We start from the raw sequence: 13,529 nt of genomic DNA, 5'->3' as shown, positions 1-13,529 counted from the left end.
AATAATATATCAAGCTCCTCTTTTTATCAATTAAGGAACAAAGAAAATTAATTGTTAAATTGATAACAATTAATTTTCTTTTGCCATTATAGCCAATTCAAAGAGTGCTAAACGTATATTTAATTGAAGCTTTGAAAGTTTCATTAGGTTTTACAAAACAGTTGGGGAATTCGGGCTTGTTCGGTGCATCAGGAAAATGCTGAGGCTCTAAACACAGTGCGCCAAGCTGATCATCATTTTGAAGATTCCCTGTGTAGAACTGCAAACCGGGTAATGTTGTATATAACGCCATCGTAATTCCCGTATCAACAGCATTAACCGTCGCTTGTGGCTCTCTACCACCCGGCGCACGAAGCACATAGTTATGGTCGTAACCGCCCACCATATCAAATAGGGGATGTGATTGATGTTGAGTTGCTCTTTTCGCTATTGCCGTAGACGTTAAGAAATCGAACGGTGTATCGCGTACTTCAACTAATTTTCCAGTTGGTAGCAACGTATCATCAGCGTCTGTTACTGTTTCAGCATCAATATACAGTAGCGTTGTACCTACTTTTGCTTCTTCACTTAAAGTGAAATAAGCATGTTGAGTAAAACTAAGCGGTGTTTCTTTATCTGTTGTGGCTGATAGTTCAAGTGAAAGCTCATTATCGTTATTAAGAGTATAACGAGCGTAAACCTCTACATTTCCGGGAAAGCCACCTTCTCCGTCTGGACTGGTTAAGTTAAATGTAACGCTAGCACTGTCACTTAAGTCCTGCACATTCGCTTGCCATACTTTTTTGTGAAAGCCTGCAAGGCCGCCGTGAAGGTTGTGTTCACCGCCATTTTTATCTAGCTGGTATTGTTCGCCATTTAACGTAAAAGTGCCGTTTCCAATCCTGTTAGCATAGCGACCAACGATTGCCCCACGATAACTTGGGTCATCTATATATTCCTGCAACGTATCAAATGTCTGAACACAGCTTACTACCCTGCCCTGTGCATTGGTTACGTTTATTTCTTTAATAATACCACCGTAGTTAAGCAAAGTTACGGACATGCCATTGGTGTTATTTAACGTGTATGCACAAACATCCTTGCCGTCTACTTCACCGAATACAGAAACATTTATTTTCATAACAAGTTATTTACCTTAGTAAGTGCCAACAAGATAAACAGAGCGTACCTTTGGCATATCGCTGTGAACAACAGCTATCGAAATTAGTGTTTGAGCCGTAGAAAGGTTATACGTTTTCCATAAGCATTTACAGTCTTTAACCTGATAAAAATAAAAGGTGGGACCTCTTTAATTGTAAGCTTTCTAATGATGCGTTAGACATCATCTAAAACCCGCTTACCATTGCCAAATTGAGATGTTTTATCTTTTTTTGTAAATATAATGTACGCTATAGCTAACGCCTGTAACGGCCTTCCACGCAAAAAACGAAGTTAATAAAGACATGGCAACAATAAAAGATATAGCCCAGGCCGCCGGAGTTTCCCTGGCAACAGTATCCCGAGTGATTAATAACGGCCCTAAAGTGGGTAACGACACCCGAAAACGGGTTAAGAAAATCATGGAAGAAATGGGGTATCGCCCCAATGCTAATGCGCGTGCACTTGTAACTAAAAGAAGCGCGTCTTTAGGTGTAGTTATTGCCGAACTTCACGACCCCTTTTTTGCCATGCTCGCTCATGGTGTGGAATCAGTCACTCGCAAGAATAATGTACAAATACTTCTTAGTGCTGGCTCTATAGAAAAAGAAACCGAGCTTCGCGCTATTGAAACACTATTAGAGCACCGCGTAGAAGCCATGGTTGTTCACAGTAAGGCCTTGGATGATGAAACACTGATAGGCTTCGCCAAACAAGTTCCAGGCTTTGTACTTATAAACCGTTATATTCCTGAAATTGCAAATCGATGCGTCTGGCTGGACAACGTAACCGGCGGTCGATTAATGGCCGAGTATGCGATTAACCAAGGCCATAAGCATGTTGCCGTTATTAGCAGTCAATACCGAATAGACGACCCTAACCATCGTCTTGAAGGTATAAGAAACGCTATCGACAACGCAAATTTAAGTTTGCCTGAGAGTATGATTGAGTATGCTACGCCAGACCAAGAAGGTGGGGAACTGGCGATGCAAAATTTATTGGCAACTGGTGCTAAGTTTACGGCAGTGCTTGCTTATAATGATGCTATGGCATCTGGCGCAATGACCATGCTGCAAGACCACGGTATTGCCGTTCCCGACCAGGTATCAGTAATGGGTTATGACGATGTTCTCCTTGCCAAATACTGCCGTCCTAAATTAACAACCCTTCGCTACCCTGTTGAAATGATGGCAGCAAAAGCAGCTGAGTTGGCATTAAAGTACGCATCGGGAAGTATGCCAGAGGACGGGCTCACGTTTAAATATACGCCAACGGTAGTTAAGCGCGATTCAATCGTAAGAGTCTAAACTCACTTTCCAAATTTATCCTAGGGAAAAACATACCTGCAGACCGCGGGTATGTGCTTAAATTAACGCGAGCGCAAATGGCTGATTAATCGTATTTTGGTGCATTCTTGTTCAGCCACGTTCTAAAAAATTCATAGCACTAGTGTATTGACAAAATCATCCACTTGATCGTTTTGTTTTTAATTTTTATCCCCAATCAAGAAAATTGCTTGATCCTATGGACCTTTACGATCAAAAAACAATGTGATCTGAACCAATCGCGCTACAGCGCTTGATTTAACTAGCATTTCGTGATCCGACCAGCTGAAATCCGAATGATCGTGATCAGTTGCCGTATATGGCTATTAACAGACTTACCAACAAGGTTTTCCACTAGTTATCCACAGCGAGGAATATTGTGCTCAATTTGCGAATCTTGATAAAAACTGTCTGTATTGTTTAATCGCGTAATCACTTTTCAACGTTGCGCTATGTGTAGCATCAGGGATTACAGAAATGTATTTTTCGCTGCTTGCTGCATCTTCTAGCAACTGTTGACTTATAGGGTAAGGGGTAATTTTATCTTTCTCTCCTACTACTAACCAAAGCGGGCCATCGTAGTGGCGCAATATGGGCGCAATTTGCATGCTATGGACTTCGTCGTGTAGCTTCATCATGGTAATTGAGTTAGAGAACCCTGGCACCATGTTGGCAATCAAATCTGAAATATTATTGAAAGCCCCATCTAAAACCAAAGCATCAATTTTTCGATTCGCTGCAACATAACTGGCAAAATAACTGCCAATTCCTCGACCATGCACAATGGTTGGAATGGACGCATCAAAAGCACTTTCTACATAGTCAAATTGCGTTAAGGCATCTTGTTTAATAGCGTTAATGCTCAAGTCTTTTGCTTTATCACTGGCCCCCACTCCTTGATAATCTAACCATAAAATGTTGGCTGGCAACTTACCCAATCTGTGAATAACACTGTTGTTTTCACTTATAGGCATACGGTTGTCGGCAAAAAATACGATGTTAACAATTGGGTTGGGATAAGATACAGCAACGCCTCGTAGAACTAGACCCTCTTTATTCTTTACCTCAACACGGGTAATACCCGCTGCCGTTTTATCGTTTTGAATAGCCGCATGTAGCTTGGTGACATCCAACGGCTGTTGCTCTGAGTCTTGGTAGAAAAAAGCAGAGGGAGAAACGTTTATTGCGCATCCGCTAAGAGAAACACATAAAAACAAGCCGAAAAGTGTATTTTTAAAGGTCGTCATTTAAAAACTGTCCGTGTTGAGTCATTACTGTGAAATGCTGGAATGATTTGGCTCTCAATTACGCCATTGTTCAGATTTCACGCTAAATCTATGCTAAATAAGCTGTTACAGTTTGCAACAGTTGTTCTGTTTATTCGCGCTATTAATTTTCATATACTTGAGTGTAGTTTATCCGCACAGAACAAAAATAACTTAATGAAAAAATTAACATTTTCTATGTTTAAAATTAAGCCAGCGTCGCGCCTATTTTTTGCCTGTTGTGCACTAGCTTTGTTGATAGGCTGCGAGTCTACATCGCCAGAATTAGACTCTTCCCTGATCCCTGAAGCCCAGCGAAAAGAGTATCAACTCGCCATGTCTAAAGCTAAAGCGTGCCCGATAAACTTAGCAGAACTCACTGATTCACGCTCAAGTAAAGATTTACTTGTAGGAAGCAGAAATGTCACTGAAGATACTTTATACACGCTTTTGCAGCAAAGCCTAGAAGCTATGAATGTTAGCCCAAATAATGAAGCAGGCAACAGCGTGAAAATAGTGTTAAACCGCGCATTTGTGAAAAGCTTAGGGAGTAACATGGTTGCGACTGTCGTGCTCGACGTAATGTATAAACCCAGAAATGCTAACGAATTCTCACCTTCAGCTACGTTTCGCGGCCAAAGCGTGAATGTGATAGAGGATAGTAATCATAAAGACAGTAACGAAATTGCTATTGACGCGATGCAAACCGCCATTATTGATGCCACAAAACGCATAAAGTCTTCACTGTTACATAAGTGTGGCGATGCATTGAGCGAACTGGAGCACGCCGTCTAGCTTAAAATAGCGCTAATACACAAGCCTGTTGTTTTCGATCATAAAACACGACATTCCACCATCTAGCGCTGCTTTTCTTCCCATCTCAGTGTCTTCAAAAACTACGCAGAATTGTGGGTCAACACCCATGAGTTCTGCGGCTCGCACAAAAGTTTCAGGATGAGGTTTTCCATTAGCTACATCATCAGAAGTGACTAGGGCGGACAACTGAGATAAAAGACCGTGTTTATCTAATACCCATTGCGCATGTTGTTTGTCGGAACCCGTCCCTACAGCAATCGGCATGCTCGCTTTATAGTGATTAAATACCTCTAACGTGTCTTGTATTAAATTCGGTATATGATCCAAACGTTCGAACGCCTGTTTTTTATATACGGCAACCTCTGAAGGGTTATGGTTTTTACCGTACTTCGCATTCATCAATTGCACCGTTTCGATTGTAGGTACACCGCCGAGACTGTGCTGATATGCACGGTCAAAAGGATAATCGAATGCCTTGCAAGTCAGTTGCCACGCATCAATGTGTGCCCCCATTGAGTCGACGAGTGTGCCATCCATATCAAAAATAATGGCTTTGTAGTTACTTAAGTCAATCATGGCTGGGGACTTCCTTTCATAAAGTCTTTTTATGCTGTTAAAACATCTTTTGCTTTGACCGCGTCAAAATCTCGATTGACCTTTAAATAGACTGCGTTGCTTTCAGTGTTCAAGGTTACTTCAAGTACACCTGGTACCGACATTAATTGACCTTCGATAACATCAATATCAGTATCATTGAATTGTCCATGCATCATCACCCGTTTTACGCGGCTCACCTCTTTTACACCGAAAATGATGAAAAGCCATACGAGCGTGCTTGCAGCACCGATACCATAGGCCAGCTCTTGCGACCATATATCCGTAACCAATCCAGATATTACACCGCCTAAGAATGCGCCGAAAAACTGAAAGCTTGCATAAAGTCCCATCGCCGTGCCTTTTTGACCTGCGGGGGCAATGCTAGATACTAAGGCTGGAAAGTTCGCTTCTAAGTAATTAAACCCGGTAAAGAATAAGACTACCGCCGCAGTTACCCACCACCAGCTATTATCTTCTAAACTCAGCGCTAAAAACGCGCCACCCATTAACACAACGCCGGTTATAAGGAGTGATTTAGGCGTACGACCTCTTGCTGCTCCCATCATTACAATTAGACCAACAATTGACGCGCCTAGAACAGGTAAATAAACCGTCCAGTGACTGTCTAACGTCATATCAAAATTCAGAAGCGTAACCGGCAGTTGCACGAACAGTAGCGTTATCATCATATGCAAAATCATAACGCTAATGTTTAAACGCCATAATTGAGAAGAGAATACCAAGCGCTTTAACTGATCTTTTTGTGGCAGTGTATCGCCACTACTTAACTGCACACCGTTTGGCACTACCCATTTAACCAATGGCATACATAGGATGGCCAATATGCCCGTAATACCAAAAACACCAGCGAGACCATAGCTGTTGGCAATGAGCGGCCCTAGAATTACGGCTAGATAGAATGAAAAACCAATAGCGATCCCGATAATTGCTAAAACCTTCGCTCTCTGGCTTTCGCGGCTTACATCGGTAGCCAAGGCCATTATTGCGCCTGCTATTGCCCCAGCACCTTGGAGAATACGCCCTACAATCATCATGGCCATACTGTCGGCATTGGCCGCCACAAAGCTTCCTATTGCAAATACAGCAAGCCCTAACAAGATAACAGGCTTGCGTCCCCATTTATCAGACATCATGCCCATGGGAATTTGAAGCGCAGCCTGCGTCAAGCCGTAACCGCCCACAGCAAGTCCAACCAACAATGGCGAATAATCTGGATAGTCCATCGCGGCCACAGCCAACACGGGCATAACCATGAACAACCCCATCATGCGTAAAACGTAAACGGAGGCGAGTGCAAGCGCGGCGCGCAATTCCAAAGCGTTCAAAGCGTCTGTGTCCCTCAATAAATAGAATCAAAAAACAAAATCGTGCGCAGAGAACACCTGTTTCTGCAGCGATAATAACAAGGCCGCGAAGTGTAGCATAATACCAGTCCGCATAGACAATTGCCCACTTACCTTAAATTCGATTAATACAATTGGTGCTTTTCTCAATGATGAGATTGTTTTGGCCCTTTTGCACCTTAAGGGGTTTAAAAGTGGGGATAAAATCACCATTTTACAATGCAGTTCGGATGTTGTGTTCGTGAGCTTATTTCCGCGAGGTGATCTGCTCTCTCCACTCACAGTATAACTTGATTGTCATATCACTTTACTTGACACCTATGGCATACTGATTCTTTAACTCTCATTTAGGCTTCAATGGATAAAATCGAAATTCGCGGTGCTCGCACCCATAATCTGAAAAACATCGATTTAACACTGCCACGAGACAAACTGGTGGTGATTACCGGCCTTTCCGGCTCGGGCAAATCGTCTCTTGCATTTGACACGCTCTATGCAGAAGGTCAGCGTCGTTACGTTGAATCTTTGTCTGCCTACGCTCGTCAGTTTCTTTCTATGATGGAAAAACCCGATGTTGATCATATTGAGGGTTTGTCACCTGCAATATCCATTGAGCAAAAATCAACGTCACATAACCCTCGTTCAACGGTGGGAACGATTACCGAAGTTTACGACTACTTGCGTCTAATGTTTGCTCGAGTAGGCACACCTCGATGTCCTGACCACGATGTACCGCTTGATGCGCAAACGGTAAGCCAGATGGTGGATAAAGTGTTAGCCATGCCAGAAGGCAGCAAGCTAATGCTATTAGCGCCTATCGTGAAAGAGCGTAAAGGTGAGCACGTCAAAACCCTGCAAAATTTATCAGCACAGGGCTTTATACGTGCCCGCATAGACGGTGAAGTGTGCGATTTATCTGATCCTCCTCCGTTAGACTTGCACAAGAAGCACACCATCGAGGTGGTAGTGGACCGTTTCAAAGTACGCGACGATATGGCCCTTCGCCTATCCGAGTCTTTTGAAACAGCGCTTAGTTTGGCGGGCGGTAATGCAGTTGTGGCAGATATGGACGACAAGGATGCAGAGGAAATTATATTCTCTGCAAACTTTGCCTGCCCGCACTGTGGATACAGTATCAGTGAACTAGAACCTCGTTTATTTTCGTTCAACAATCCTGCCGGTGCCTGCCCTACCTGTGACGGTTTAGGAACGAGACAGTTCTTTGACCCGGCTCGGGTAGTGGGTAACACAGAGTTGAGCCTTTCAGGCGGTGCTATTCGAGGTTGGGATAAACGAAGCTACTATTATTTCCAAATGCTTCAAGCAGTGGCTGAACATTACAAGTTCAGCCTAACGGCTCCCTTCGAAGATTTAGATAAAGAACACCAAGATATTGTTCTTTATGGTTCTAAAGGCAAATCGCTTTCGTTTAAGTACATTAACGAGCGCGGCGATGTAATGGAGCGCAAGCATCCTTTCGAGGGCATTATTCCGAACATGGAGCGCCGCTATCGTGAAACAGAATCTAATTCTGTACGCGAAGAACTCGCTAAATATTTGAGCCAACAGCACTGTAGCAGTTGTAACGGCACTCGCCTTCGCGTCGAAGCGCGCAATGTGTTTATTCAGGACACAAATTTGCCAGCCATTGCAAATATGTCCATTGCTGATGCTTATAGCTTTTTTGAAACGCTGAATCTGGAAGGACAGCGTGCGCAAATCGCTGAGAAGATCCTGAAAGAGATTATGGACCGTCTGCGCTTCCTTGTGAATGTGGGTCTAAATTACTTATCAATGTCGCGAAGCGCCGATACTTTATCCGGTGGTGAAGCTCAGCGTATTCGACTTGCCAGCCAAATTGGCGCTGGCCTCGTTGGCGTAATGTACGTGTTGGATGAACCTTCCATCGGGCTGCATCAACGGGACAACGAGCGCTTGCTTAATACCCTTACGCATTTACGTGACTTGGGAAATACTGTTTTAGTTGTAGAGCACGATGAAGACGCCATTCGAGAAGCAGACTACATCGTCGATATCGGTCCCGGTGCTGGGGTACATGGTGGCGAAATTATTGCTGAAGGCTCTTTAGAAGATATTAAAAATAGTGAACATTCACTCACAGGAAAATATCTTTCAGGAAGAGAAAAAATTGACATTCCGGCGTCTCGTACGCCAGTTAAAGACGATAAGTGGTTAGAGCTTACCGGCGCAACGGGTAACAATCTACAGTCTGTGGATTTGCGCATTCCCACAGGCGTAATGACTTGTGTTACTGGCGTATCCGGCTCTGGCAAGTCGACGTTAATTAACGACACTTTCTACAAGATTGCACAGCGAGAATTAAACAAAGCAACCACAGCTGAACCAGCACCACACAAAGCGATGACGGGGTTGGACCAGCTAGATAAAGTGGTTGATATTGACCAAAGCCCAATTGGCAGAACACCTCGCTCTAACCCTGCTACCTATGCTGGTATTTTCACACCTATTCGTGAAATGTTCGCGGGAACGCAAGAGTCGCGTTCACGGGGTTATAAGCCTGGCCGCTTTAGTTTTAACGTGAAGGGCGGTCGCTGTGAAGCGTGTCAGGGTGACGGCGTAATTAAAGTGGAAATGCACTTTTTGCCAGACGTGTATGTGCCATGTGATGTATGTCAGGGCAAACGCTACAACCGTGAAACGTTAGAGATAAAGTACAAAGATAAGAACATTCATGAAGTGTTGGAAATGACTGTTGAAGATGCCCGTGAGTTCTTTGATGCAATTCCGGCTATTTCACGTAAATTGCAGACACTCATGGATGTGGGCTTGTCGTATATCCGACTGGGGCAAGCTGCTACTACTTTATCTGGTGGTGAGGCTCAACGAGTTAAGTTGGCAAAAGAGTTGTCAAAAAGAGACACTGGGCAGACGCTTTATATCTTGGATGAGCCGACAACAGGTTTGCACTTCCACGATATTAAACAGTTATTAGCGGTACTTCACCGACTACGCGATCACGGTAATACCGTTGTGGTTATTGAGCATAACCTCGATGTAATTAAAACCGCAGACTGGATTGTTGACCTTGGACCGGAGGGCGGCTCCGGAGGTGGCCAGATTATTGCAGAGGGAACACCAGAGCATGTGGCCCAACAAGAAGTTTCACATACTGGACGATTCCTAAAGCCCATGCTCAATCAAGCTTAAGCTTGCGTTGAGCGATTAACATCGTAATAAGACGCGCGGCTTTTATAATAGGTTGCTGTGTAAATTACACGGCAACCTGTAAAAAGTGCGTTTTATTCGATGATTTTTTCGTTTTTTCGCGCTGGTCAGAGCTTGTTTTGGCAAATCATACGTTACGATGATTTAAGTGAATTTTGCAGTTAGAATTGCTGGAGCGAAACCCAATGACTCAAACGCCGCCACTAGCCTTAGTGAAAACATGGTACCACCTACTTTCGTCATCAGAAGACAATGATGTAAAAGCACGCGCACAAGAAATGCTGTTAAAAGCTTTCGAGTCGCCAGAGGCTATCGCGATTTATCTCAAAGAGCACAATATTCTTAAGCACTGATCAAAAAAGCCTTAGCGTAGTAAGCGCTACTACGCTAAGGCTTAGTGCTAGGTATAATGCTTAAAGGAAGCTAGGCCATATCAAGCGTGCTTAGCCGCTTGAATAGCTAACCCTTCGCATACCGAGTTGAATGCGTCATTCTCTAACCGAGGTAAACCAGTAAGCAGGTTTTCATACAGCGCATCAACGACGATTGGCGATAAACTCATACCGCCGGTTATCATCACCACTTCTGGTTTTTCACTGCTATTTTCCAAACATTCCACTACCAACGCTTTCACTTTATCAAGCCAAGGTTTTAGTGCTTTTTTAAGTGAATCTTGAGAAATCTCTACATCAAAGTCATCTTCAATATAGTGCAGCGGTAAAGTAATGTTCTGTTTGCTAGAAAGTAGTTCTTTGGCTAATCGCGCTGAGTTGACAACGCGGGCAGACAACTTGTTCTCTTGCACAATAAGCAGGCGCTCTAGTTGAGCAGGCTCCTTTATTACCGACATGGTTTGAGAAATATCTAGCCCATAATCGTCAGAGAAAAAGCGGGTTAGTGCCGGGATGTTATCAACGGCGCACATGTCTGAAAAATAGGTGGGTGGAACGGGAAGCCCGTTAATCATTTTAAGACCCATACCCATTTCAGGCGCTATACCTTTTAGCACTAAGCTTTTATCGCAATCCATACCGCCTAAACGTCTACCTGTTACCGACAGAACATCATCTTTGCGATCAAGCTGGTTTGAACGTTCCGGCGAAAGCTTAATACAGCATATATCCGTTGTCCCCCCACCAATATCAACAATGAGCGTGGTGGTATCTTTAGGCAAAGTTTGCTCAATTTTGTACGCCGCAGCGATAGGTTCATCTAGGAAATTAACCCCTGAAAACCCGGCTTTAGTTGCCGCTTCCGTCATAATTTGAATGGCTTGGATGTTTCCTTCTTCACCGCGAGTACCGTGAAACTTAACGGGCCGGCCAATAACAGCGTTATTAACAGCTTTGCCTAACTGCTGTTCTGCACACTGTTTAAAGTATGCCAACTGCTTAGCAATAATACCGATGAACGCTTGTTTTTGGTCGCCGTCTAGCGATGCGCCTAAAAAGTTCTTAGGGGAATAGATAAGCCGGCCTTTATCAGGCATTTTAAGAAAGCGTCTAAACCCTTCTTCACCAAAGGCAAACTTGCCGTGTTCTACTAAGCGTAACAGCGGAATTTCATCTAGCGACATAGCATGCATCAACTGTGCAATAGCTTTGCGCTGTAATGCAGGCTTGTTATGAAGGTCACCGCGCAACGAGTCGATACGGTCGCTATACATCGCCTGTTCTTTTGGGTCTTTCGCCGAATAGTAACCGTCTTTTGCTTTATCTATTTGTTCACTGATAACGCGCTGTAGCTGTGCAACTTTTGCCTCGACCATCACATCAGGTGGCGGCGGCAGTTCATCTTCAAAATAGATGAACACCGAAGAACGGATTTTATTGCTCTTCTTATCTAGCGGGTCAAGCTTGATGTGCTGATGGGCCGTTCCATCAAAATACACAACTTCAGAATTTGATGTACCGTAGTCAATCCCAATCGCAGTCATAGTATGTTCGCTCAAAAAGTTAGAAGCGGATTGTAATGCAAAAGCACTTAACGGCACACCCCTGTAAGGTAATCAAAACACAACGATTTACCTTCAACACAATCCCTTACATAAGGGCCTACTGAAAACTCCCGCGCATAATGCTAGAGTGGAAAACAAACTAATAACAAAGCCTACAAAAATTTATGAGTAATACAGCACCACTTGTCACATCTTTTGATGTACGTTTTTGTGAAACCGATGCCCTGCAGCATGTCAGTAACACGGCACTAGTCGCTTGGTTTGAAGCGGCCCGAGAGCCCATATTCAGAATGTTTACCCCTGAGCTAGACTTACAAAACTGGCCGCTTATTTTAGCCAGCTATAAGGTCGATTTTTTAGCGCAAATTTTTTATGGCAAACCGGTGACGGTGAAAACCTATATTAGCCGATTGGGTAACAGTGCATTCGATGTGTTTCAAGAGTTATGGCAGGACGACAAGTTATGCTCAACCGGCGTGACCACTATGGTGCATTTTGACTACAAAACACAGCGCTCTGCGCCTATCCCAGATAACGTGAAGTCGGAACTACAGTCACACTTTAAAGAACTACCCACTAAATAATAAAGCGCCGTACGAGGTATCCATGAGCGATTTAATTGAAGTTATTGATGATGTGTTACCACCAGAGCTGTGCAAGCAACTCATGGAACGCTTCGAAAGCAGCCCTAATTTGTCTCAAGGCCGCACCGGTGGTGGCGTCGATTTAGATAAAAAACGCAGCATGGATGTGTCGATAAGCCGTAACCCAGAATTTAAAGACTTATTTCAGCAAGTGATGCAGCACACCGGTCAGCAGCTGGTCTCCTACATTGAAAAGTACTATTTTGCGCTTGTTGGGCCTATTGGCTTAACCGTACGCCATCCCAAAACTGGTGAGCCGGTAAAAGTAACAGGTGAGAACTTTGATGAAGTTGGGAAACCCAATTTGGCTAATTTGGTGAATTACTTGTTTCGAGTTGGCGATGTTAATGCCCAGCGCTACACCGCGGGCAACGGCGGTTACCCGTACTGGCACTCAGAAGTGTACCCGCAGCTTCAACATAACGATGCACTGCACCGCGTATTGCTGTTTATGTACTACTTAAACGACGTGGAAGAAGGGGGCGAGACCGAGTTTTATTATCAAAACCGTGCGGTCAAGCCCAAAGCAGGCAGAATGGTGATTGCGCCCGCCTATTTTACTCACACGCACCGCGGCCAAATTCCAAAAAGTAACGACAAGTACATTTTAACGTCTTGGCTTCTTTTTAACCGCGCTGAGCAGATTTATACGCAGGGCTAGCCTATTCGGCTAGCTATCCTTAAAAGCCTTCAACTGCTTCGCCTTTCAAACGGTAACCTACCGACGCAATATCGCCTTTCCAACCATCTGTCGACAGTTCACCGGTTACCCAAATCGCGTCGTAAATATTGTCTATGCGCACACCTTCTTCAAATTTCACGTACACAATTTGATTAGAAGGCGGTGGTGGTACGTGAATACAGGCGCCAAAATAGGGAACAAGTAAGAATTCGGTGGTGAGTTCTGCTGTACCTTCAAGCGGCACAACAAAACCAGGGATTTTGACTCGTTTGCCGTCAAAGGTATCGACCGTTGGCGCATCAGGCTGAAGCTGACTCATCTCGCCATTGTGTTGTACTGAAGGCGGCGCAAGCTCGTTAAAACCTTCAGGCACTAGGTCTTCCCAATATACTTCAATGGCAGTCTCATCTGCTGAAGCACTGAAGGTTACAACCATCATCAGTACGGCAAATAATGAGGTCACGGTTTGTTTCAGGTGGTACATACTGGTCTCTTTCAGGTATTTGTTTAGCTTTCTGTTGTAATGCCTAGTTTT

At 44.1% G+C, this 13,529-nt stretch carries 12 protein-coding genes; 6 read left to right on the top strand and 6 right to left on the bottom strand.

Going from position 1 to position 13,529, the window contains the following annotated elements:
- Positions 1 to 97: 97 nt before the first annotated feature.
- Positions 98 to 1,120: an aldose epimerase family protein gene (locus C6Y39_RS03445; protein WP_105929927.1), complete on the bottom strand. Its 1,023-nt coding sequence runs from the start codon at positions 1,118 to 1,120 to the stop codon at positions 98 to 100.
- Between the two features lie 322 nt (positions 1,121 to 1,442).
- Between C6Y39_RS03445 and C6Y39_RS03440 the strand changes: the two genes are divergently transcribed.
- A complete protein-coding gene (locus C6Y39_RS03440; RefSeq protein WP_105929926.1) occupies positions 1,443 to 2,444 on the top strand; it encodes a LacI family DNA-binding transcriptional regulator in 1,002 nt (333 codons plus the stop codon).
- Positions 2,445 to 2,845: 401 nt separating this feature from the next.
- Here the strand turns inward: C6Y39_RS03440 and C6Y39_RS03435 are convergent, their stop codons facing one another.
- Positions 2,846 to 3,709 carry an alpha/beta fold hydrolase gene (locus C6Y39_RS03435; RefSeq protein ID WP_105929925.1) on the bottom strand — a complete coding sequence of 288 codons (864 nt, stop codon included), beginning with the start codon at positions 3,707 to 3,709 and terminating at the stop codon, positions 2,846 to 2,848.
- A gap of 195 nt (positions 3,710 to 3,904) precedes the next feature.
- On the opposite strand from C6Y39_RS03435, the gene C6Y39_RS03430 reads away from it, so the two are divergent.
- Entirely contained in the window at positions 3,905 to 4,522 is a 618-nt protein-coding gene (locus C6Y39_RS03430; protein ID WP_240618797.1) for a hypothetical protein, read from the top strand.
- A gap of 12 nt (positions 4,523 to 4,534) precedes the next feature.
- On the opposite strand, the gene C6Y39_RS03425 is transcribed toward C6Y39_RS03430, so the two are convergent.
- Positions 4,535 to 5,119 carry an HAD family hydrolase gene (locus C6Y39_RS03425; RefSeq protein WP_105929924.1) on the bottom strand — a complete coding sequence of 195 codons (585 nt, stop codon included), beginning with the start codon at positions 5,117 to 5,119 and terminating at the stop codon, positions 4,535 to 4,537.
- A gap of 29 nt (positions 5,120 to 5,148) precedes the next feature.
- Positions 5,149 to 6,486 carry an MFS transporter gene (locus C6Y39_RS03420; protein WP_105929923.1) on the bottom strand — a complete coding sequence of 446 codons (1,338 nt, stop codon included), beginning with the start codon at positions 6,484 to 6,486 and terminating at the stop codon, positions 5,149 to 5,151.
- Between the two features lie 375 nt (positions 6,487 to 6,861).
- Here C6Y39_RS03420 and uvrA point away from each other — a divergent pair, with 375 nt between their 5' ends.
- Both uvrA and C6Y39_RS18710 read left to right on the top strand, forming a co-directional pair.
- Positions 6,862 to 9,693 carry an excinuclease ABC subunit UvrA gene (gene uvrA / locus C6Y39_RS03415; RefSeq protein ID WP_105929922.1) on the top strand — a complete coding sequence of 944 codons (2,832 nt, stop codon included), beginning with the start codon at positions 6,862 to 6,864 and terminating at the stop codon, positions 9,691 to 9,693.
- 203 nt (positions 9,694 to 9,896) lie between these two features.
- Positions 9,897 to 10,064: a hypothetical protein gene (locus C6Y39_RS18710; protein WP_014947869.1), complete on the top strand. Its 168-nt coding sequence runs from the start codon at positions 9,897 to 9,899 to the stop codon at positions 10,062 to 10,064.
- Between the two features lie 80 nt (positions 10,065 to 10,144).
- Here the strand turns inward: C6Y39_RS18710 and C6Y39_RS03410 are convergent, their stop codons facing one another.
- A complete protein-coding gene (locus C6Y39_RS03410) occupies positions 10,145 to 11,647 on the bottom strand; it encodes an Hsp70 family protein (RefSeq protein ID WP_105929921.1) in 1,503 nt (500 codons plus the stop codon).
- 185 nt (positions 11,648 to 11,832) lie between these two features.
- Between C6Y39_RS03410 and C6Y39_RS03405 the strand changes: the two genes are divergently transcribed.
- Positions 11,833 to 12,252 (top strand): acyl-CoA thioesterase, encoded by a 420-nt coding sequence (locus C6Y39_RS03405; RefSeq protein WP_105929920.1) that lies wholly within the window; start codon positions 11,833 to 11,835, stop codon positions 12,250 to 12,252.
- Between the two features lie 22 nt (positions 12,253 to 12,274).
- The gene (locus C6Y39_RS03400; protein ID WP_014975360.1) at positions 12,275 to 12,973 is read left to right on the top strand and encodes a 2OG-Fe(II) oxygenase; all 699 of its coding nucleotides are present in this window, start codon (positions 12,275 to 12,277) and stop codon (positions 12,971 to 12,973) included.
- A 19-nt stretch (positions 12,974 to 12,992) separates the two neighbouring features.
- Here C6Y39_RS03400 and C6Y39_RS03395 read toward each other — a convergent pair whose 3' ends face one another.
- Positions 12,993 to 13,478: a DUF3299 domain-containing protein gene (locus C6Y39_RS03395; protein ID WP_105929919.1), complete on the bottom strand. Its 486-nt coding sequence runs from the start codon at positions 13,476 to 13,478 to the stop codon at positions 12,993 to 12,995.
- Positions 13,479 to 13,529: the final 51 nt, after the last annotated feature.

This window comes from Alteromonas gracilis (assembly GCF_002993325.1).
Classification (GTDB): domain Bacteria; phylum Pseudomonadota; class Gammaproteobacteria; order Enterobacterales; family Alteromonadaceae; genus Alteromonas; species Alteromonas gracilis.
This window is presented reverse-complemented; position numbering and strand designations above follow the sequence as displayed.

What these genes read in the sequence shown, in the direction of transcription:
- C6Y39_RS03445 (WP_105929927.1), bottom strand. Translation starts at nt 1,120, where the DNA reads ATGAAAATAAATGTTTCTGTATTCGGTGAAGTAGACGGCAAGGATGTT.
- C6Y39_RS03440 (WP_105929926.1), top strand. Translation starts at nt 1,443, where the DNA reads ATGGCAACAATAAAAGATATAGCCCAGGCCGCCGGAGTTTCCCTGGCA.
- C6Y39_RS03435 (WP_105929925.1), bottom strand. Translation starts at nt 3,709, where the DNA reads ATGACGACCTTTAAAAATACACTTTTCGGCTTGTTTTTATGTGTTTCT.
- C6Y39_RS03430 (WP_240618797.1), top strand. Translation starts at nt 3,905, where the DNA reads ATGAAAAAATTAACATTTTCTATGTTTAAAATTAAGCCAGCGTCGCGC.
- C6Y39_RS03425 (WP_105929924.1), bottom strand. Translation starts at nt 5,119, where the DNA reads ATGATTGACTTAAGTAACTACAAAGCCATTATTTTTGATATGGATGGC.
- uvrA (WP_105929922.1), top strand. Translation starts at nt 6,862, where the DNA reads ATGGATAAAATCGAAATTCGCGGTGCTCGCACCCATAATCTGAAAAAC.
- C6Y39_RS18710 (WP_014947869.1), top strand. Translation starts at nt 9,897, where the DNA reads ATGACTCAAACGCCGCCACTAGCCTTAGTGAAAACATGGTACCACCTA.
- C6Y39_RS03410 (WP_105929921.1), bottom strand. Translation starts at nt 11,647, where the DNA reads ATGACTGCGATTGGGATTGACTACGGTACATCAAATTCTGAAGTTGTG.
- C6Y39_RS03405 (WP_105929920.1), top strand. Translation starts at nt 11,833, where the DNA reads ATGAGTAATACAGCACCACTTGTCACATCTTTTGATGTACGTTTTTGT.
- C6Y39_RS03400 (WP_014975360.1), top strand. Translation starts at nt 12,275, where the DNA reads ATGAGCGATTTAATTGAAGTTATTGATGATGTGTTACCACCAGAGCTG.
- C6Y39_RS03395 (WP_105929919.1), bottom strand. Translation starts at nt 13,478, where the DNA reads ATGTACCACCTGAAACAAACCGTGACCTCATTATTTGCCGTACTGATG.